The sequence below is a fragment of the Agrobacterium tumefaciens genome (assembly GCF_031801495.1).
GTDB classification, from domain to species: domain Bacteria; phylum Pseudomonadota; class Alphaproteobacteria; order Rhizobiales; family Rhizobiaceae; genus Agrobacterium; species Agrobacterium tumefaciens_K.
The window spans coordinates 923,847-943,704 of the sequence record NZ_JAOEGC010000002.1 but is presented as its reverse complement, the minus strand read 5'-3'; the positions used below and the strand labels follow the sequence as shown (position 1 = coordinate 943,704).

Below are 19,858 nucleotides of genomic sequence, written 5' to 3'. Positions count from 1 at the left end.
AACTGCAATCTAAAATCACGGGACAACCTATGGAACAACAGGCAACGGATATCATCGTCGCATCGCAGGCAGCGTTGCGACAGGCGAGCGCTTTGGCCGTTCAATATTCCTTCTCTGTCGTCGGCGCGCTTCTGCTGCTCATCGTCGGCTGGCTGGCCGCAACGTTCCTGCAACGCTGGGCCTTCCAGGGGCTTTCCCGCATCCGCGGCTTCGATGCGACGCTTGCTGGCTTTTTTGCCGGAGCCATCCGCTATGTGATTCTTGTCCTCGTCATCGTCATGGTGCTTGGCCAGTTCGGCGTACAGACAGCTTCCATTCTCGCGGCGCTGGGCGCTGCCGGTCTTGCCATCGGCCTCGCTCTTCAGGGCACCCTGCAGAATATCGCGGCTGGTATTATGTTGCTTGTGTTGCGTCCGTTCCGCGTTGGCGAATATATCGAAACGTCCACCGTGAGTGGCACGATCATCGAAATCGGTCTGTTCGCCACCGAACTGAAAACCAGCGACGGGCTTTACCGGCTCGCGCCGAACTCGACGCTGTGGAATGTTCCCATCACCAACTACAGCCGCTTTCCCTCGCGTCGCCACGAGCTGAGCCTGACGGTGAAGAACGACGAGGATCTGGCCGCTGCTCAGGACATGCTGCTGAAGGTGGTGCGCTCCGAAAGCCGCGTCCTGCTCGATCCCGCCCCCACTGTTTTCGTGGACTCCATCGATGCCGCCGGCGCGACGCTCAAGCTGCGCTACTGGGTGCGCAGCGAAACATTCTTCACGACCACCCGCGACGTGACGAAAGCGATGAAGCTGGCCTTCAACGCATGGAAGGCGGAGGTCGATACCCAGACGGCATAAGGCCGGTTCCCGAACGAAAAAAGCCCGGAACATCGGTCCGGGCTTTTTTGTTTTTCGGATGAATTCACTGTCCCATCGTCGAGCGGTGTGCCCAGCCGGTCATGCGTTTTTCAATCCACGCCATGACCGCATACATCACGATACCTTCCAAAGCGAGCATCAGCAGTCCCGCAAAGACCAGCGGCACGTTGAACTGGCTTTGCGCCGAACTCATCATGTTGCCGAGGCCGTAATTCGACGCGACCGTTTCCGATACGACGGAGCCGACGAAAGCCAGCGTGATGGCGATTTTCAGCGAGCCGAAGAAATAGGGCATCGAACGCGGAATGCCGACCTTCAGCATGATGTCCATCTTCTTTGCGCCAAGGGCGCGCAGCACGTCCTCCGTTTCCGGCTCGATGGTGGCAAGCCCGGTCGCGACATTGACGACAATCGGGAAGAAGGAAATCAGGAAGGCCGTCAGCACCGCAGGCACCGTTCCGATGCCGAACCAGATGACGAGGATCGGAACCAGTGCGACCTTCGGGATGGCGTTGAAACCGATCATCAGCGGGTAAAGACCGGCATAGATCGTCTTCGACCAGCCGATGAAAAGACCGATGCCCAGACCTGCGGCGACGGCAATCGCAAAACCGAGCGTCGTCGTGTAAAGCGTCTGGAGCGAATTTTTCCAGATCGGCGACCAGTATTGAACGATGGCCTGCGCCACCCGCGTCGGCGACGGCAGAATGGTCGGCGGCATTTTCAGCGCATGAACGAGAAGTTCCCATGCGGCAAAAAGGGCCAGCGTATAGAGCCATGGCGCGGCCTTGACCCAATTGATGCGAGCGATCAGCGGCTTTGCCGGTTCCGGCGCGACGCCGCTTTCAACAACACTGCTCATGCCGCCACCCTCGCCTGTGCGATCTCACCGTGCAGCTCCTGCACCATATCGTTGAAGCTCTTGTCGTACATGATGTCGAGCTGACGCGGACGGGCAAAAGGAACGCGATGCTCGGCCAGCACACGGCCCGGCCTTGCACTCATCACGAAAATCTTGTCGGCCAGAAACGTTGCTTCGCGCAGATCGTGCGTCACGAGAATGATTGTCACGCGCTGCGCGGCATGCAGGTCGCGGATCACGCACCACAATTCCTCGCGGGTGAAAGCATCCAGCGCGCCGAAAGGCTCGTCCAGCATCAGAAGATCCGGCTCGTGAATGAGCGCACGGCACAGATTGGCGCGCTGCTGCATGCCGCCGGATAGCTGCCACGGGAATTTCGAACCGAAACCCTTGAGGCCGACGATCTCCAGCAGGCGCTCCGCCTTGGCGACATAATCCGCCTTGTGGGCGCGCAGGCGGTGGCGGTGCTTTTCAACGATCTCGAGCGGCAGGAGAATGTTTTCCAGCGTGGTGCGCCAGGGTAGCATCGTGGGGTTCTGGAATGCCATGCCAACGATGGAAACGGGTTCCGTCACCTGCCGCCCGGCCACGACGACATTACCCTTTTGCGGAATGTGCAGGCCGGTCACCAGCTTCATCAAGGTCGATTTTCCGCAACCGGACGGGCCGACAACGGCGGCGAATTCCCCTCTGTCGACCTTTAGGTTAAGGCCGGATACGGCAAGCGTTCCTGCCGCACCGCCGTAGCGCATGTCGACATTATCAATTTCCACGAGATGTGACATCAAAGTCCCCACTTTTCGGCAGTCCGAAGCGCCCGCGATCATAGACGCGCCCTCTCTTTCGTCATCCCCGGGCCTGACCCGGGGATCAACTTATCCGGGCACATGGATCCCCGCCCCAAGGGCGAGGATGACGTCGAGCGAACCGGAAATGCTCCCCTTGTAATCAGGCACATCGAAGAATGCGCCCTGAAGCCATCAAGGCAGCAGGCGATCTTCCTTGGCGGGCAGATAGCTGGCGTCGAAGACCTGCTCGGCCTTGACGTTGCCCTTCAGGCCCATCGAAATCTTCAGCGTATCGATGGAAGCGGAAAGGCGTGCAGGGTCGACGCCGCCCATGCCGTTTTCCACGACATAAGGCGTCTTGATGTTCATGCTGTTGGCCATGTTCAGGCGCTCCAGCTCGATTGCGCTGTCCAGCGTCTCATTCCGCTTCAGGACAGCCGCCACGCCCTCTTCCGGGTTCTTGACGGAATCAGCGAAGCCCTTTGCCAGCGCTTTCAGGAAGCCCTTGACCGCTTCGGGGTTTTTCTCCGCGAAATCAGTGTTTACCAGCACCGAATTGCCATAAAGATTCAAGCCATGCTCGGCCATCAGGATGGTCGAAATATCGTCATCGGTGATGCCCTGCTTCTTGAGGTTCAGGATCACCGAGAAGGCAAAACCGAAAATGCCATCGACATCACCTTTGGCGAGCATGGGTTCGCGGACCGGGAAGCCAATCGATTCGATCTTGATCTTGCTGTCATCCAGACCGGCGACCTTCTTGAAGGCGGGCCATTGCGCAAAGGCGCCGTCCGGCGGCGGTGCGCCGAGCTTCTTGCCTTCCAGAGATTTCGGATCGCCCGTCACGCCAAGCGACTTGCGGCCAACGACGGCAAATGTCGGGCGCTCGTAGACCATATAGACGGCCTTGATCTTCTGGCTGGGATCCTCATCCAGGAACTTCATCAGCGAATTGATGTCACCGAAGCCCATCTGGTAGGCGCCAGTTGCAACACGGGGGATGGCTTCCACAGAGCCGTTGCCAGTGTCGATGGTCACATCCAGACCTTCGGCCTTGAAGTATCCCTTATCGAGGGCAAGCAGAAAGCCCGCCGCCGGGCCCTCGAATTTCCAGTCCAGCGTGAACTTGATCGGCGTATCGGCCAGAGCATTGGTCACCGGCATCGATACGCCTGCGGCGACACCGATTGTTGCAATCGCCAAAGCTTTCGACAGCAGCCTGCGCGTTATCATGATATATTCCCCCTCGAAGGTTCTTGTTGGATTGGTTGCATAAGAACCAATTCAACCCATCAAGGCAAGTCAAAATTGCATACAAAATGGTCATCATTTTGTATGCCTATTTTGCGGGCAAAAATATGCACTTTAAAGGGCAGCGCGCCCGGTTTCCGCGCAGGGATCGCGTCGCAGCTCCGCTTCACCGTCGTTCACAATGCAAACACATCGTTCTCACTTGCCGGGATTGCCGAACAGGGGCAGCTTGCGACACAAAGAGCCACAACATTCAGTGGGACAGAGACAATGACTTCGGCTTTGGGCATACACCATATTACGATGATAACCCGCAAGGTGCAGGCAAACGTCGATTTTTATGCCGGCTTTCTGGGGCTGCGGCTGGTCAAAAGAACCGCCGGTTTCGAGGACGCCATGCAGCTTCACCTTATTTACGGAGATGCCATCGCCTCCCCGGGTTCGCTGATGACTTTCCTCGTCTGGGAAGACGGAGGTCAGGGCCGCGTCGGATTCGGCCAGACGCTGGAGGTATCCATGGCTATCGATCCGGCCAGCATTGGCTTCTGGCTGACGCGCGCGCTGAAATTCGGCATCCGCACGGAAGGTCCGGCGGAAGAGTTCGGCCAGCCGGTCATACGCCTCAAGGATCCCGACGGCATCATCCTCAAGCTCGTCGGCACCACCGCTTTCGACAACGCAAACGTCCACGAAACGAAAGACATATCGCGCCAGGACGGCATTCGCCGCATCTACGGCGCGACGATGCTGAGCGAAGTGCCGGAAGAAACCACGGCCTTTCTGACCAAACATTTCGGATATCGTGGCGAAGAGCAGATGGGCGCAATCCGTCGCCTTGTCTCGGCAAGTGGCGACATCATCGACGTCCGCGATGCAACAGGCTTCTGGTCGAGCGCACCCGGCACCGGCACGGTCGACCACATCGCATTCCGCGCAAAAGACATGGACGATCTGAACGAAGTTCTGACCGGGCTGAAGTCGCTAAACTCGAGCACGACCAATGTGCACGACCGCAAGTACTTCCACTCGCTTTACGTTCGCGAACCCGGCGGCGTGCTGATCGAAATGGCGACGGACGGCCCCGGCATGAACGTGGACGAACCCATGGAGAGGCTTGGCGAAAAGCTGTTCATCCCGCCGCTGTTCATGAAGGATGAGGCGGATGTGCGCGTTGCGCTGCCGCAGTTTTCCATGCCGGAAGAAGAGCGCGTCATCTACCGCGAATTACCCTTCGTTCACCGCTTTTATACGCCAGAAAACCCCGACGGCAGCACCATCGTTCTGCTGCACGGGTCCGGCGGCAGCGAAACAAGCCTGATGCCGCTGGCGCACCGTGCCGCGCCCGGCGCCACGCTTCTCGGCGTGCGCGGACGCAGCACGGAAGAAGGCATTGCGCGCTGGTTCCGTCGTTTTCCCGACCTTTCCTTCGATCAGAGGGATATCGTCTCGGAGGCGGACGCCTTCGCCGCCTTCATGGAGGGTGCGATCCAGTCCTACGGCCTTGATCCCGCCCGAGTGCGCTACATCGGCCATTCGAACGGGGCCAATTTCTATTCGGCCTTTGCAACACTTCATCCGCAGCTGGCCGGGGATGCCCTGCTTTATCGGCCAATCCCGGTTCTGGATGCCTGGCCGGATGCCGATCTTTCGGGCAAAAACCTGCTGATCGTTGCGGGAGAACGCGACAAATATCGTGAAAAGTCGACCGATCTGCAACGACAGCTGGCGGCAACCGGCGCAAAGGCCAATCTTGAGCAGGTGGAAGACGGACACGATCTCGGTTTTGCAGATATCGAGGCGGCACGGCGCTGGCTGGGAACGGAAGGGTCGTACACTCTTGCATAAGGCGGCGAAAAAGGATTTAAAAACAGGTCCGTAACCGGAGGATTCTGTTTGGAAATCCCGTTTCTCATCCTCGCCATTATTGCCGCCTTCATTTACACGCTGGTTGCAAGCATCCGCAATTCGCGCCGGATCAAATTGCTGGAGCGAGACATCCGCGAGTTGAAAAGTCTGATGGCGCGTGGTGTGGCGGCATCGGCAGGCGCGGCTGCGTCTGCTCCGTCGGCTGAGGAAACGGAGACGGGCGCAGCCTTCCAAGCTGAACACGCACCGGAAACGGTGGAAACAGGGACAGGGACCGACACGGGGACCGGCGAAGAAACGGCAGCGGACGGCGAAGAACGCCCGGCTGCTGCCGAAACAGCCCCCGTCCCGCCGCCTCAAGAGAGCCTGGAAAGCAAGCTTGGCGCACGCTGGGCTGTCTGGGTTGGCGGCCTGGCTCTTGCGCTCGGCGGCATTCTCCTCGTCAAATATTCCATCGACGCAGGGCTTCTCAGCCCGGCGGTACGCCTTGCGCTCGCAGCGCTGTTCGGCCTTCTGCTCGGCGGCGCTGGCGAGGCGATCCGCCGCAAGGCCGTGCCGGGCATCGCTGCAACCTATTCGAACGCAATGATCCCCGGCGTACTGACGGCTGCTGGCGCTCTGACGCTGTTCGGCGTCGTCTACGCCGCCTATGGCATCTACGATTACATCGGCCCGTCGAGCGCCTTCGTGCTGCTCGGTCTGGTCGCCTTTGCCACCATCGGCCTGTCGCTGCTGCATGGACAGGCCCTGGCCGGGCTTGGCCTTCTCGGCTCGATGCTGACGCCAGCGCTGATTTCGACCGAAACGCCGAATATCTGGGCGCTGTTCGTCTTCCTGACGATTTCGTGGGTTGCGACGGCGGCGGCGGCACGCAGGCAAGGCTGGACAATCGTTCCTGCCTTGGCCAATGCCGGTCTTGGCCTCTGGGCGCTTGGCTACATCCTTGCCTCTGATACGGTCGACGCCAACCCGCCGACGCTTTCGCTGCTGGCCATGCTTGCCGGAACGATCTGGCTATGGCCCGGCAGACATCTCGATGTTGCTCCAGCACAAAACGAAGAGGTACAGCCAGAAAAGCGTTTCATCCGCGCCCTGCGGCTCATGACGCGTCCTTCGCTGGCGATCAATCTCACCGTATCTCTGGCTGCGGTTGTGCCCGCCATGGCTTTCCTGCTCAGCGATGCGGCGCTCAACCTCCATCCTGCAATTCCTGTGACCGCTTTGATTGCGGCGCTGGCGGCCATGGGCGCGGCCCGACATTACGGTGTCTGGCCAGCCGTTTTCGCGGCCCTTGGCGCACAGGCGGCGGCATCGCTGATGGCGCGTCACGGCATCGATTTCATCGGCCTCGTCGAGAACACAGGCGTATCGTTACCTCCGGTGCAGACGGGCTACACGACGGAAATCGCAGCATCACTCGTGCTGGGCGCGGTACTCGTCCTCACCGGCTTCTCCTTCCTGAAACGCAAGGGCAGACAAGATCCGGACCTTTCCATTCTCTGGGCTGGCATTGCGGCCCTGTTCCCGGTCTGGCTCGGCACGGTCAGCTTCGTGGAGTACGGCAATCTCGGCCGCGACTGGCTGCATGCGGCCTATGGCATAACGCTTGGAGCGGTCCTGATCGGCGGTGCGGAATGGCTGCACAGGCAAGGCGATGATGCCTATCGTACGCCGCTCAATGTTCTTGTCGTCGGTTCCTTTGCGGCATTCACACTCTCGCTACACACGCTGACCGCCGGGCTGGCGACAACCGTGCTGCTTTCCGTGATCGGTTTCGCCTATGTGTGGGCGACGCGGTATCGCAACTGGGATGCACTGCCGTGGATCATGGCGCTGGCCAGCGTCGGCGTACTTGGGCGGATCGCGTGGGAACCCACCATCGTCGGGCCGCAGAACCTCGGCACGACACCGGTGTTCAACACGCTTCTGCCCGGCTACGGTGTTCCCGCCCTTCTCGCTGTCGCCTCGGCGTGGCTGCTGCGCGATTGGCCGGGCTTCCGCGCCAGGAACTTCCTGCAGGCCATCGCCAGCCTGATGGCGCTGCTGGCCGTTGCGATTCTCATCCGCCACGCCATGAATGGCGGCACGCTGGATGACAGCGTGCCCACGCTTGGCGAGCAATCCATCTACACACTGCTGACCATCGGTTTCTCAGGCGTGCTGATGACGCTCGACCTCAAGAGTCCCAGCCCCGTGTTCCGTTACGGCTCGATGATTGCGGGGGTGATTGCCGTCATCAACGTGCTGACGATGCACTTCTTCACGCTCAACCCCTATTTCACCGGTGAAAACACAGGTGGTCTGCCCTTTCTTAATCTCTTGCTGATCGGCTACCTGCTGCCAGCCCTCGCCTATGGCGGACTTGCCTATTACGCGCGCGGCAAGCGGCCGGTGGCCTATGTCAGCCTGCTCTCCGTCGCGGGTGCGACACTCGGTTTTGCCTGGGCCACGCTTTCGGTGCGCCGGTTCTGGCAGGGCGAAAACATCGCCGACTGGAAAGGCTTCCTTCAAGGCGAAACCTACAGCTATTCGGTGGTGTGGCTGCTGATCGGCGTGGCTCTGCTCGTTCTCGGCTCACGCTTCAACGCTCGCAGCCTGCGTATCGCATCGGCCGCCTTCGTGCTGATCTCGGTCGCCAAGGCATTCGTGATCGACATGAGCAATCTGGAAGGTGTATTGAGGGCGCTTTCCTTCATCGGGCTTGGCGTCGTGTTGATCGGTATCGGCCTGTTCTACCAGAAAATCCTGACCCGAAAGCCGCAAGCATGATTGCCGCAGATGCATTCGCCCCTTACGCAACACTTGCCGAAGCACTGATCCCGCACGCGGCCGACGTCGGCGACGGATCGCACGATCTTGCCCATATTCACCGCGTGTTCGGCAATGCCATGCGCATCCATGCGGGCGAAGGCGGGAACGGAGACGTTCTGGCCGCTAGCGTGCTGCTGCATGATTGTGTGGCTGTCGAGAAAAACTCGCCGCTCCGCTCACAGGCATCGCGGCTTGCAGCAGAAAAAGCCACCGGCATTCTGGCGGGGCTTGGCTGGCAACGAGCGGACATTGATGCGGCAGCCCACGCGATTACAACACACAGCTTTTCCGCCAACATCGAACCGCAGACGCTGGAAGCGAAAATCCTTCAGGATGCAGACCGCCTCGACGCCATAGGCATGGTGGGGGCGGCGCGCTGCTTTTATATTGCCGGGCGCATGGGTTCGGCACTTTACGATCCTGTCGACCCGCTGGCGAAGAACAGACCGCTCGATGATCGGACCTTCGCGATCGATCACTTCGAGGCGAAGCTGTTCAAGCTTGCCGATGGCTTCAAGACAAAGACCGGGCGGGAGATGGCGAAGCAACGCCACGAAAGACTGAAACAGGTGCTGGACCTGTTTCTGGACGAAATCTGAGGAGAGCAGGATGCGCGTTACCGAACTCAACATCTATCCACTGAAAAGCGGACGCGGCATTTCCCTTGAGACCAGCGACATTTCCGCTGAGGGGTTGCCGGGCGACCGTCGCGCCATGCTGGTCGATCCCTCCGGCCATTTCATCACCCAGCGCGAGCTGCCCGCCATCGCCACGCTCAGCGCTGTCCACGACAATGGCGGCATGCGGTTGTCGGTTGATGGCAAGGGCGAAATTCTGGCCGTATCCTCCGGCCAGCGCATGGATGTTGCGGTATGGAAGTCCATCGTCAATGCCGCCGTTGCGGATGATGCAGTCAATGACACACTTTCCGGCTGGATAGGGCGCGATGTGAAGCTGGTCTTCTTCGACGACGCAGCGGAACGTATCGCCAGTCTCGAATGGACCGGTAACGAGACGCCCGTGACGTTTGCCGACGGATACCAAATCCTTGTCACCACAACCGCTTCGCTTGCGGCGCTGAACGCCGATATGCTGGCGAACGGCGAGGAGAGCGTCGGCATGGATCGCTTCCGCCCCAACATCGTGCTGGAAACGGACGAGCCATGGGCAGAGGATCGTTGGTCGGCCATCGAAATCGGCGGTATCCGCCTCGATCTCGTCAAGCCCTGCGCGCGCTGCATCATGACCACGCAGGACCAGCAGACCGGCTCCCGTGACGTCCCTTCCCCTATGAAAGCCATGGGCCGTGTCCGCATGTCGGCGGACCGCCGTGTTCCAGGTGTCCTTTTCGGCTGGAACGTCACGCCACGGGGGGAAGGACGTATCGCGGTGGGCGATATTGCGACCGTCATCGAAGATCGGGCCGAAGGCTGGCCACTCAAGCGACGCGGTTGAGCATCCATCAACGGCATTGATGTAGCGCGTCAAGAAAAGTGGTTGGCGGACGCGCCTGACAAAAGATAATAATTCTCCGAATATTGCTTAGAACGGCGCTGTTTTTGCGCATCACAAAAGATGCGCAATGCTATCGCGGGAGGAAACCACATGTCACAAGCTGCGCGCCAGAGCATGCCCTGGCTGATTATCGTTGCGGGATCGCTGATCGCCGTGATGACGTTCGGCCCGCGCTCCGCCATGGGGTTCTTCCAGCTGCCCATGCTAGCCGATACGGGCTGGGACAGGTCCACCTTCGGTCTGGCCATGGCGCTTCAGAACCTGTTCTGGGGTCTTGGGCAGCCGTTTTTCGGCGCGATGGCGGACAAGTACGGCACCGGCCGGGTTCTGGTGATGTCAGGTGTTTTCTATGCCGCCGGTCTCGTCTGCATGTCCTTCGGCACATCGCCTTTCTGGCTGCATTTCGGCGGCGGCGTGCTGGTCGGCCTTGGCATTGCGGCTGGTTCGTTCAGTGTCATTCTTTCCGCCTTTGCGCGGCATGTCACGCCCCAGCAGCGTTCCTTTGCTTTCGGCATCGGCACGGCCGCCGGTTCGGCCGGCATGTTCCTGTTTGCGCCGATCAGCCAAGGGCTGATCTCCACCTATGGCTGGTCGGACAGTCTCGTCTGGCTTGCCGTGATGATGATGCTCGTGCCGCTGCTTGCCTTTCCGATGCGCGGCAATTCCTCTTCCGGTTCGCAATCGCAGACACAGTTCCAGCAGACTGCGGGCGAAGCCTTGAAGGAAGCGCTAAGCCACAAGAGCTATCTCCTGCTGACGACCGGCTTTTTTGTCTGCGGCTTTCAGGTCGCTTTCATCACCGCGCATTTTCCGGCCTATCTTGGCGATATCGGCATCGAACCGCGTTACGCCGTCATCGCCATGGCGCTGATCGGCTTCTTCAACATCATCGGTTCGCTGGCGGCTGGCGTCATCGCACAGCGCTACTCGAAGCCCTATCTGCTGGCCTATATCTATATTGCCCGCTCGGTCGCTGTCACCGCCTTCCTGCTTCTGCCGCAGACGCCGCTTTCGGTGGTGATCTTCGCTGCCGTGATGGGCATTCTGTGGCTTTCCACCGTACCGCCAACGAATGCGCTGGTAGCGATCATGTTCGGCACGCGGCATCTCGGCATGCTCGGCGGCGTCGTGTTCCTGTCGCACCAGATCGGCTCGTTCCTCGGCGTCTGGCTCGGCGGCTTCCTCTACGACAGGCTCGGTTCCTACGATCTCGTCTGGTGGCTTGGCGTCGGCATGGGCATCTTTGCAGCAATCGTGCACTGGCCGATCCAGGAACGCCCTGCGCCCAGACCTGCCATCGCCTGATTGAAATCCGGGCGTCGGCTTAACCTGCTTTGTCGAGCGCGGCTGGCGGTCGGGTTTTGCGTTCCAGAGCCTTCAGCGCCGCCTGCACGAAACCGTCGCGGGCGGTATTTTCATTGAGGCCACGCGGATCGTACACATGCCGGTTGAGGAAATGGGCTGTGAGACGGAATGCCGCCGCAAGGCTTTCGCAGTCCGCCGCCTTCGACTGACCTTCCCCCAGAAAGGCGGGAAGCGCCAGCATACGGTCCGCATACGGCGCGCCCGCCGCGCGGCAGACGGCCCTGCCCGTTTTCGGCGACACATAGACGAGATCGGTGCGCAATCCCGTCGCGGCGCATTCGGCAAGGTCCAGCCCGAAACCGAGATCGTTCAGCACCGCCAGTTCGAAGCGCACGAACAGTTCGCCAGCATCCGCCGGATCATGAAGGTTGTCGAGAATAACATCCAGCGCCTGAAAAAGATGCGGGTGCGGATCGCGTTCCGGTAGCAGCCTCAGCAGCGCGCCCATGGCCTGCACGCCGTAAACTGCCGTTGCCGTTTCCATTAGTTGCGCCGCCCGCAATTGTAGCGGCTCGATGCGGTATTCACCCAGGTGGTCATGCAGGCGCGCACGCCAGACCACATCCACCCGATTTCCCGCCTGAAGAACGGGTTGCATGCTACGCGACCGGCCCGAACGAACCATTCCAAGATGACGGCCGCGCGAACGCGTCATCACCTCGGCGATCACGCTCGTCTCGCCGTGACGCTTAACGCCCAGAATGATTGCCTCGTCCTGCCACTGCATGGGAAGTTCGTCCGAAATCCGATTCAGCCGATCATAACCGATATGGCGAAGAAACGTTACGCCTTTACGACCTCACACCACCGGCGCGGTGATCTTTTCGATGAAATCGGCGATATCGTGTTCGCCGAACGGCTTTCCGAGGAGCGGCGCATGCGCGAGATCCTCCGGAAAACCGCTGGTATCGCTGTAACCGCTGACAAAACCGAAGGCGACACCCTTGTTTCTGAGGCAACGGGCGAAGTCATAGCTTTTCCCGTCGGAAAGGCTGACATCCAGAAGCACGCAATCCGGCCTGTCAGCGCGCACGGCATCCTGCGCCTGAGCCAGAGTGCTGGCAATCACGATCTTTTCTATACCGAGGGACTGGAGAACGGCTTCGATATCAAGCGCCACCAGATATTCGTCCTCAACGATGACAACCCGTTGCGGCACCATGTCTTTTTCTTTCTAAATGATAAAGCCCGCCAAGCGGACGCTTTATGACTGTCTCTGTCGATAGTCACGGTGCGAGATCACAGCAGGTTTCGCAAATTGAGACAGTTGCGTCATTTAAAAAAGACATACCGAAAAGCAATCAGATGAAGGGGCGCCGGTTTTTACCGTCCTCGTCCCACCCCGCCACGTCCGTCAACCCGGCATCATCCAGCACCAGACAGCCCTTGTCCGTCCACCGGATCAGGCCACGGTCGGCGAGTTTTCTGAGCGTTTTGTTGGTATGGACGATCGACAGGCCGAGCGTGTCGGCAACATGTTGCTGCGTTACGGGAATCGGCGTTTCGCCGTTCAGGAGATTGACCGCTTTCGCCTTGCGATACAGAAACGCGATGAGATAGGCCGCACGTTCGAGCGCGGTTCGACGGCCGACGCTGAGCAGGTGACTGTCCAGCATCCGCTCCTCGCTTGCCGCGATCCAGGTCAGGTCATAGGCTAGGCTTGGATGATCCGTGAAGAGGCTGTTGAGGCGGGAGCGCTCGAAAACACAAAGCGTCACCGGCGACAGCGCTTCCACCGAATGCTGCATCTCGCCCATCACCGTGCCCTGCAGGCCGACGAGATCGCCCGGCAGCACGTAATTGAGGATCTGGCGCCTGCCGTCTTCCAAGGTCTTGTAGCGGAAAGCCCAGCCATTCAGCACCGTATAGAGGTGGGCGCTATGCGAGCCTTCCATCAGAATGACGGAAGCGCTCTCGACCGCAAGCTCGCCCGTCTTGAAACGGGAAACGAAATCCAGCTCGGGCGATGAAAAATCCCTGAAATGCGGCAGATCCCGCAAGGGACAGTGCTGACAGGGTGTGGTGGAAATGCCGTTCGGTTTTTTGGGCGACATGAAAATCCGCTATCGGGAAAGGTTGAAACTTATCTTCGTAACAACCCGACCGGATGCATTCCGGTTCCCGACAGATCAGCGCGGATACATCAATTGCGCGGGAATTCCAGTCCCATTTCGCGGAAGCGCTCGGGATCGTCGCCCCAGTTCTCACGCACCTTGACGAACAGGAACAGGTGAACAGGCTGCTCGAGGATTTCGGAAAGCTCCCTGCGCGATGCGGAGGAGATCGCCTTGATCGCCTCCCCGCCCTTGCCAAGTGCAATCTTCTTCTGGCTTTCGCGCTCGACGTAGATCACCTGTTCGATCCGGACCGAACCGTCCTTGCGCTCTTCCCACTTCTCTGTTTCAACGTGAGACGCGTAAGGCAGTTCCTGATGCAGACGCAGGAACAGCTTTTCGCGGGTGATTTCGGCGGCAAGCTGGCGCATCGGCAGATCGGAGATTTGGTCTTCCGGGTAATACCATGGCCCCTCGGGCAGAGTGGCTGCCAGATAGTTCATCAAGTCTTCACAACCCGAGCCGTTGGTCGCCGAAATCATGAAAGTGCGGTCGAAGGCGACGGTTTCGTTGGCTGCTGCCGCGAGCTTCAGAAGGTCTTCGCGCTTTACCTGATCGATCTTGTTCAGGCAGAGAATCTTCTTCTGCGGAACGTCCTTCAGGCCTTCGAGAATGGTTTCAGCGTCGCCCTTCAGGCCGCGCTCGCTGTCGATCAGAAGCAGGATGAGATCGGCGTCCTTTGCGCCACCCCATGCGGATGTGACCATGGCGCGGTCCAGCCTGCGGCGCGGCTTGAAAATGCCGGGGGTGTCCATGAACACGATCTGGGCGTTGTCATGAATGGCGATGCCACGCATGACGGCGCGCGTCGTCTGAACCTTGTGGCTGACGATGGATACCTTCGCGCCGACCAGCCGGTTCACCAGCGTCGACTTTCCAGCATTGGTCGGGCCGATCAGGGCCACGAAACCGGAGTGGGTCGGAAGGTTGTTTTCATCGCCAGCGACGGCGGGGTTCTCGTGATCGGTCATGATATCCATTCAATGGTCAGAGGTATTCAGCACGCCGCCCTTCTTTCAGGCTCTCGCGTGCGCTCAGTTTTTCGCGGCAGACTTCTGCCAGACGCCTTCGCGTTCCAGCAGCTTCGTTGCAGCCACCTGCTCGGCTGCGCGCTTGGAGCGCTCGACGCCGGTTTCCGGTTTGACACCCGGTATTTCAACAGTCACCGTAAAGCGTGGATCGTGATCCGGTCCGGAGCGATCGTCAACCCGGTACAAGGGCGTAACCGCAAACCTTGCGTGCGCCCATTCCTGCAATTCGGTCTTCGCATCCCGCCGTCCGGCATCGACGCGGGTTGCGCGGCCCTGCCAGTATTTCAGGATGAAGCCACGCGCCGCTTCCAGGCCGCCATCGAGATAGATCGCCGCGATCAGGCTTTCCACCACGTCGGCACGCACGTTCAGCATCGCCTTACCGGTCAGCCGCTTCACATCCGCGCCGGTGCGGATAAACAGGTGCAGGCCCATTTCATCGGCAATGGAAGCGCAGGATTCAGCGCTGACGAGCTGGTTCAAACGCACGGAAAGCTCGCCTTCCGTCGCGGAGCGGAAGGTGGAAAACAGAAGTTCTGCCACGGACAGGCCAAGAACGCGGTCGCCCAGAAACTCCAGCCGTTCATAGTTCTCGGTCGTTCCGGAACGCGCACTTGCATGGGTCAAGGCCCGGTCGAGCCGGGCCTTTTCCTTGAACTCATATCCGATCAGGGCTTCCAGACGCGAGATTTCCTCCGCCGAAAGCGGCTTGCTCTTGCTCATTCCACGACCTTGAAGAGGCGGTCCCAACGCATGTTGGCCGGCCATTCCCAAATGCGGCTGAACGGCGTGTCGTTGCCCAGCGAGAAGAAGATGACGCTGGCGCGGCCGATCAGGTTTTCTGCCGGTACGAAACCGACGTCGAAGCGGCTGTCGAGCGAGTTGTCGCGATTGTCGCCCATCATGAAGTAGTGGCCTTCCGGCACGACGAATTCACGGGTGTTGTCGCCACGGCTGTCCGGTGACTGGTCGAGCGTGTCATAGGAGACGCCATTGTCCAGCGTTTCGCGGAAGACAGGCACATTCGCGCCCGGATCGGCACGGTAATCGGAGGTGAATACGCCGTCAGGCTGCTTCGGCACAGGCTGGCCGTTGATGAATAGCACGCCGTTCGTCACCTGGATACGATCGCCCGGCAGGCCGACAAGACGCTTGATGTAGTCAACTTCCGGGTTCGGCGGCAGGCGGAACACCACGACGTCGCCGCGCTTCGGTTCGGAGAACTGCAGGATACGGCCGGAGAACAGGTCTGGCGAGAACGGCAACGAATACTTCGAATAGCCGTAGGAGAACTTGTTCACGAACAGATAGTCGCCCACCAGCAGCGTCGGCATCATGGAGCCGGACGGAATGGTAAAGGGCTGAAAGAGAACGGTGCGAATGACCATGGCGAGCAACAACGCCTGGACGATGACCTTGACGTTTTCCCAGAGAGCGTTCTGCTTCTTCTCAGTTTTTTCGGACACTTAAAGACCTGTCTTATTGTTGCCCGGATTTCCACGTTCAGCAGAAATCGCAACACATCTCGCTTGATGTTCCGTCACGATTCCGGCCTGGAATCCGGCTTCCATTCCACCTGAAAGCACTTTCGTATTTCGAGGGACTTCTCTAGAGCCTTTCCAGCCCGAAGGGAAGCGCTTCCGTCTTCCGACCGCAAATAGAACGGTAATATCTCCTAACCGGCAACCGGAAGCGCCTCGATAATCACAAATGCCTGGGCGTACGGATAGTCATCCGTGATCGTGAGGTGAATATTCGCCCTGTGGCCTTGCGGCAGCATCGTCGCCAGCCTTTCCGCCGCCCCGTTGGTCAGCGCCATCGTCGGCTTGCCGCCGGGCAGGTTGATGACGCCCATATCCTTCCAGAAAACGCCATTGGCGAGCCCGGTTCCGAGCGCCTTCGAACAGGCTTCCTTGGCGGCAAAGCGCTTGGCATAGGATGCTGCGCGGTTTTTCCGGCCATCCGACTTGGCGCGCTCGATCTCGGTGAAGCACCGATGCGTAAAGCGCTCGCCGAAACGGGTGAGCGAATTTTCGACGCGACGTATGTCGATGAGGTCGCTACCCAAGCCGATAATCATTTCAGTATCTCCAGAGAGGCATTGTGGTTGGCGGCGCGCTGCGCAAGGCTTTCGATCTTGCGACGGCGAAAACCGCGAACAAGGCTGAAGACGGCAGCATAGGCAAGAACCGCGCTGACAGAAGCGGGCAATACGGCTCCCACCATCATGGGTTCCAGCACCGGCGTCCAGATCTGACGGAATTCAAGATGGCTGAAGAGCGCGACGAAATCGACATGCGAGGCGTGCTCCACTTGCTCCCGTCCCAGCAGGAAGTGGCCAAGCTCCCAGGTCGATGCCCAGATGAAAGGAAAGGTCAGTGGATTGGCAAGGGTGGTGCCGAGAGCGGCCGCCACCAGATTGGCACGCAGCACGAAGCCGATAGCCATGGCCAGAAGGATGTGGACGCCGAGAAACGGTGTCCAAGCGACACCGGCACCGATCGCTACTCCCGACGCAATGGAATGCGGCGATGCGGAAATTCGCAGCAGCCGCAGCTTCATATATCGCAGGGAACGGGAAAAACCCTTGCGCGGCCAAACGAGGTCGCGAATCTTTTCAGAGAAACCAACGGGGTCACGGCGGCGAAACAACATGAGCCAAGTCTATTTCATCGCCACGGCGCAGCCAAGAGGCTCAAAGACGCGCGCACGCCGCGCGCCTTCATATCTGCATGGCGAAAGGCTGCCATGCACCAGGCGCATTACTTGCGGAACAGGCCGCGGTCGATTTCGCGCTGACGAAACTCGAGATCCACGGTCGATACCGAGCCGCTGAGATATTCGAATTCACGTTCCTGGGTGGTCTTGCCACGAACGGCACGGGCGAACTTGCGAAGCGGAGTAAACATGGTTTTCGGTCCTTTGGTTTTGGACATGGCGTTTCTCATCAGTGGAACTCCACCGGCACGCCGCTTGTCCTGTCTTCAATTTCTGAGAGGAAGATAGTTTCAAACCGCCATAAGGACCAGACACAGGAAAAGGCCGCTGCCATGCATTTGGCGCATAGCAACGACCTTTCTGCTCATTCTTTCGTCTACGAATGCCTCAATCGAAGGCACGCGTAACGGTTGACACGCAATCCAGATCCTTGAGCTGCGACAGAAGCTGGTTCAGCTGCCGCAGATCCCAGACCTCGACATCCAGCGCAAGCTCCGAGAAATCCGTGCCGATGCGGATCATGTTCAGTGCCCGGATATTCACATCGAGCGTTGCAATAGACTGGGCCACCGACGCAAGCGTCCCCGGTTCGTTCAATGCGTTGATTTTGACGCGGGCCATGAAGCGGGACTTGTTCGCCTCGTCGAGATCCCAGCGGACATCGATCCAGCGCTCAGGTTCATCATCAAAGCGCTGAAGGGCGGGCGCCTGGATCGGATAGATGGTGATGCCCTTACCCTTTTCCATGATGCCGACGATGCGGTCACCCGGCACCGCGCCGGCGGGGCCGAAATGCACGTCGACATTCCCGGACAGGCCACGGATCGGCAACGGATCGGGACCGTCAAGCATTTCCGCCGCGCCGTCATCCTCGAGAACAGAGCGGGATTTGCCGGGAATCTTGAAGACCATGCCCGAGGCGCTGCGCATGTTGAACCAGCCGTCGTCGCCAGTCATCTTCACCGTGACGCGCTCATCCTGGTAATCCGGGTAGACCGCACGCAGCACATCGAGAGAGGACACCTCGCCACGACCGACGGCCGCGATTGCGTCTTCCACGTCCTTCTGCGCCAGACGATGAAGAACGGGTTTAAGTGCCTCACGCGAGAACGGTTTTCCGGCGCGCTCGAAAGTGCGCTCGAGAATGCGATAACCAAGACCCGAATACTGCTTGCGGATCGCCAGGCGCGTTGCGCGGCGGATTGCCGAACGGGCCTTGCCCGTTACAACCACCTCTTCCCACGCGGCAGGCGGCACCTGCACGCCGGAGCGAATGATCTCCACCTCGTCACCGTTGTTCAGACGGGTAACGAGCGGCATGATGCGTCCGTTGATCTTGGCGCCAACCGTCGTGTCGCCGATATTGGTGTGCACCGCATAGGCGAAATCGATGGGTGTTGCGCCGCGCGGCAGGGCAATGAGCTTGCCCTTGGGGGTGAAGCAGAAGACCTGATCCTGGAAAAGTTCGAGCTTGGTGTGCTCCAGAAACTCTTCCGGACTGTCGCCTTCGGCCAGCGATTCGATGGTATGACGCAGCCAAGAATAGGCGTTGGATTCGGGCGAGAGAAGATCGCCCTCCCCGTTCTCGCCATCCTTGTAAAGGGCATGCGCGGCAATACCGAATTCGGCGATCTCATGCATGCGCTTGGTGCGGATCTGCAGTTCGATACGCTGCCGCGACGGCCCGACGATGGTGGTGTGAATCGAACGGTAATCGTTCTGCTTCGGAGTGGAGATATAATCCTTGAAGCGGCCCGGCACCACGCGCCAGCGTGTGTGGACGATGCCGAGCGCGCGGTAGCAGGCCGGAATATCGTCAACGAGAATTCGGAAACCATAGACGTCGGAAAGCTGCTCGAAGGAGAGCGACTTAGACTGCATCTTCCGGAACACCGAATGAGGTTTCTTCTGGCGACCCTTGACGTTGGCGCCAGTCAGGCCGTTCGCCACCAGCAGCTCGCGCAGTTCGTCCTCAATCTTCTTGATAAGCCCTTCGTTGCGCGTCTCCAGCTCCCGCAAGCGGTTGGTGACAGTCTCGTAGGCTTCAGGGTTGAGATAGCGGAAGGAGAGATCCTCCAGCTCATCGCGCATGTCCTGCATGCCCATGCGTCCGGCAAGCGGCGCATAGATTTCCATGGTTTCCTCGGAAATACGGCTGCGCTTATCAGCAGGCATGTATTCCATGGTACGCATGTTGTGGAGGCGGTCGGCAAGCTTGACCAGTAGCACACGCACGTCGTCGGAAATGGCAAGCAGCAGCTTGCGCAGGTTCTCGGCCTGCTTGGCCTTGCGCGTGACGAGATCGAGCTTCTTGAGTTTCGTCAGCCCTTCAACGAGCCGGCCGATATCCTCGCCAAAAAGCTCATCGATTTCCGCACGGGTGGCGGTGGTGTCTTCGATTGTGTCATGCAGCAGCGCGACCGCGATGGTCGATTCATCCAGATGCATTTCCGTCAGGATAGCGGCAACTTCCAGCGGATGCGAAATATAGGGGTCGCCGTTGGCCCGCTTCTGCTGGCCATGTTTCTGCATGGCATAGACATAGGCCTTGTTCAGCAAGGCCTCATTCGCATCCGGTTTATATTTTTGAACCCGCTCAACGAGTTCGTATTGCCGCATCATGCGATATTCCACAAAAAGAAAGCGCGCCAACCGCGAGGTCAGC

The 19,858-nt window shown here is 59.5% G+C and carries 19 protein-coding genes; 6 read left to right on the top strand and 13 right to left on the bottom strand.

Features of this window, described 5'->3' with window-relative positions:
• The first annotated feature begins 29 nt into the window (after positions 1 to 29).
• Positions 30 to 851 carry a mechanosensitive ion channel domain-containing protein gene (locus N7578_RS14025; RefSeq protein ID WP_311110919.1) on the top strand — a complete coding sequence of 274 codons (822 nt, stop codon included), beginning with the start codon at positions 30 to 32 and terminating at the stop codon, positions 849 to 851.
• A 64-nt stretch (positions 852 to 915) separates the two neighbouring features.
• Here N7578_RS14025 and N7578_RS14020 read toward each other — a convergent pair whose 3' ends face one another.
• The 3 genes from N7578_RS14020 to N7578_RS14010 all read right to left on the bottom strand — a co-directional run bounded on the left by N7578_RS14020 (position 916) and on the right by N7578_RS14010 (position 3,755).
• Positions 916 to 1,734 (bottom strand): ABC transporter permease, encoded by an 819-nt coding sequence (locus N7578_RS14020; protein WP_311110918.1) that lies wholly within the window; start codon positions 1,732 to 1,734, stop codon positions 916 to 918.
• Positions 1,731 to 2,519 (bottom strand): ABC transporter ATP-binding protein, encoded by a 789-nt coding sequence (locus tag N7578_RS14015; protein ID WP_311110917.1) that lies wholly within the window; start codon positions 2,517 to 2,519, stop codon positions 1,731 to 1,733. Before N7578_RS14015 ends, N7578_RS14020 begins: the two co-directional genes overlap by 4 nt.
• A 195-nt stretch (positions 2,520 to 2,714) precedes the next feature.
• Positions 2,715 to 3,755: an ABC transporter substrate-binding protein gene (locus N7578_RS14010; RefSeq protein ID WP_311110916.1), complete on the bottom strand. Its 1,041-nt coding sequence runs from the start codon at positions 3,753 to 3,755 to the stop codon at positions 2,715 to 2,717.
• A 288-nt stretch (positions 3,756 to 4,043) separates the two neighbouring features.
• Between N7578_RS14010 and N7578_RS14005 the strand changes: the two genes are divergently transcribed.
• The 5 genes from N7578_RS14005 (at position 4,044) to N7578_RS13985 (ending at position 11,270) form a co-directional block, all read left to right on the top strand.
• Positions 4,044 to 5,618 (top strand): VOC family protein, encoded by a 1,575-nt coding sequence (locus N7578_RS14005; protein WP_311110915.1) that lies wholly within the window; start codon positions 4,044 to 4,046, stop codon positions 5,616 to 5,618.
• Between the two features lie 48 nt (positions 5,619 to 5,666).
• Positions 5,667 to 8,408: a DUF2339 domain-containing protein gene (locus tag N7578_RS14000; RefSeq protein WP_311110914.1), complete on the top strand. Its 2,742-nt coding sequence runs from the start codon at positions 5,667 to 5,669 to the stop codon at positions 8,406 to 8,408.
• Positions 8,405 to 9,049 carry an HD domain-containing protein gene (locus N7578_RS13995; RefSeq protein WP_311110913.1) on the top strand — a complete coding sequence of 215 codons (645 nt, stop codon included), beginning with the start codon at positions 8,405 to 8,407 and terminating at the stop codon, positions 9,047 to 9,049. The genes N7578_RS14000 and N7578_RS13995 overlap by 4 nt, the downstream gene beginning before the upstream one ends.
• Before the next feature lie 10 nt (positions 9,050 to 9,059).
• Positions 9,060 to 9,905, top strand: a complete 846-nt coding sequence (locus N7578_RS13990; protein WP_311110912.1) for an MOSC domain-containing protein — start codon at positions 9,060 to 9,062, stop codon at positions 9,903 to 9,905.
• Between the two features lie 150 nt (positions 9,906 to 10,055).
• Complete coding sequence (locus tag N7578_RS13985; protein WP_311110911.1) at positions 10,056 to 11,270, top strand: MFS transporter; 1,215 nt, start codon at positions 10,056 to 10,058, stop codon at positions 11,268 to 11,270.
• A 19-nt stretch (positions 11,271 to 11,289) separates the two neighbouring features.
• Here the strand turns inward: N7578_RS13985 and recO are convergent, their stop codons facing one another.
• From recO to N7578_RS13935, 10 genes are all read right to left on the bottom strand, one after another.
• Positions 11,290 to 12,057: a DNA repair protein RecO gene (gene recO, locus N7578_RS13980; RefSeq protein WP_311110910.1), complete on the bottom strand. Its 768-nt coding sequence runs from the start codon at positions 12,055 to 12,057 to the stop codon at positions 11,290 to 11,292.
• 72 nt (positions 12,058 to 12,129) lie between these two features.
• Entirely contained in the window at positions 12,130 to 12,492 is a 363-nt protein-coding gene (locus N7578_RS13975) for a response regulator (RefSeq protein ID WP_311110909.1), read from the bottom strand.
• 139 nt (positions 12,493 to 12,631) lie between these two features.
• Complete coding sequence (locus N7578_RS13970) at positions 12,632 to 13,384, bottom strand: Crp/Fnr family transcriptional regulator (RefSeq protein ID WP_311110908.1); 753 nt, start codon at positions 13,382 to 13,384, stop codon at positions 12,632 to 12,634.
• A gap of 89 nt (positions 13,385 to 13,473) precedes the next feature.
• Positions 13,474 to 14,415, bottom strand: coding sequence for a GTPase Era (era, locus tag N7578_RS13965; RefSeq protein WP_311112512.1), 942 nt, complete (start codon positions 14,413 to 14,415; stop codon positions 13,474 to 13,476).
• A gap of 63 nt (positions 14,416 to 14,478) precedes the next feature.
• Positions 14,479 to 15,198 carry a ribonuclease III gene (rnc, locus tag N7578_RS13960; protein WP_311110907.1) on the bottom strand — a complete coding sequence of 240 codons (720 nt, stop codon included), beginning with the start codon at positions 15,196 to 15,198 and terminating at the stop codon, positions 14,479 to 14,481.
• The gene (lepB, locus tag N7578_RS13955; RefSeq protein WP_311110906.1) at positions 15,195 to 15,941 is read right to left on the bottom strand and encodes a signal peptidase I; all 747 of its coding nucleotides are present in this window, start codon (positions 15,939 to 15,941) and stop codon (positions 15,195 to 15,197) included. The genes rnc and lepB overlap by 4 nt, the downstream gene beginning before the upstream one ends.
• A 209-nt stretch (positions 15,942 to 16,150) precedes the next feature.
• Positions 16,151 to 16,555: a holo-ACP synthase gene (acpS, locus tag N7578_RS13950; RefSeq protein WP_311110905.1), complete on the bottom strand. Its 405-nt coding sequence runs from the start codon at positions 16,553 to 16,555 to the stop codon at positions 16,151 to 16,153.
• The gene (locus N7578_RS13945; protein WP_311110904.1) at positions 16,552 to 17,130 is read right to left on the bottom strand and encodes a DUF2062 domain-containing protein; all 579 of its coding nucleotides are present in this window, start codon (positions 17,128 to 17,130) and stop codon (positions 16,552 to 16,554) included. The genes acpS and N7578_RS13945 overlap by 4 nt, the downstream gene beginning before the upstream one ends.
• Positions 17,131 to 17,237: 107 nt before the next feature.
• Entirely contained in the window at positions 17,238 to 17,384 is a 147-nt protein-coding gene (locus tag N7578_RS13940; protein WP_311112511.1) for a DUF3563 domain-containing protein, read from the bottom strand.
• 196 nt (positions 17,385 to 17,580) lie between these two features.
• Complete coding sequence (locus N7578_RS13935; RefSeq protein ID WP_311110903.1) at positions 17,581 to 19,815, bottom strand: bifunctional (p)ppGpp synthetase/guanosine-3',5'-bis(diphosphate) 3'-pyrophosphohydrolase; 2,235 nt, start codon at positions 19,813 to 19,815, stop codon at positions 17,581 to 17,583.
• Positions 19,816 to 19,858 lie beyond the last annotated feature (43 nt).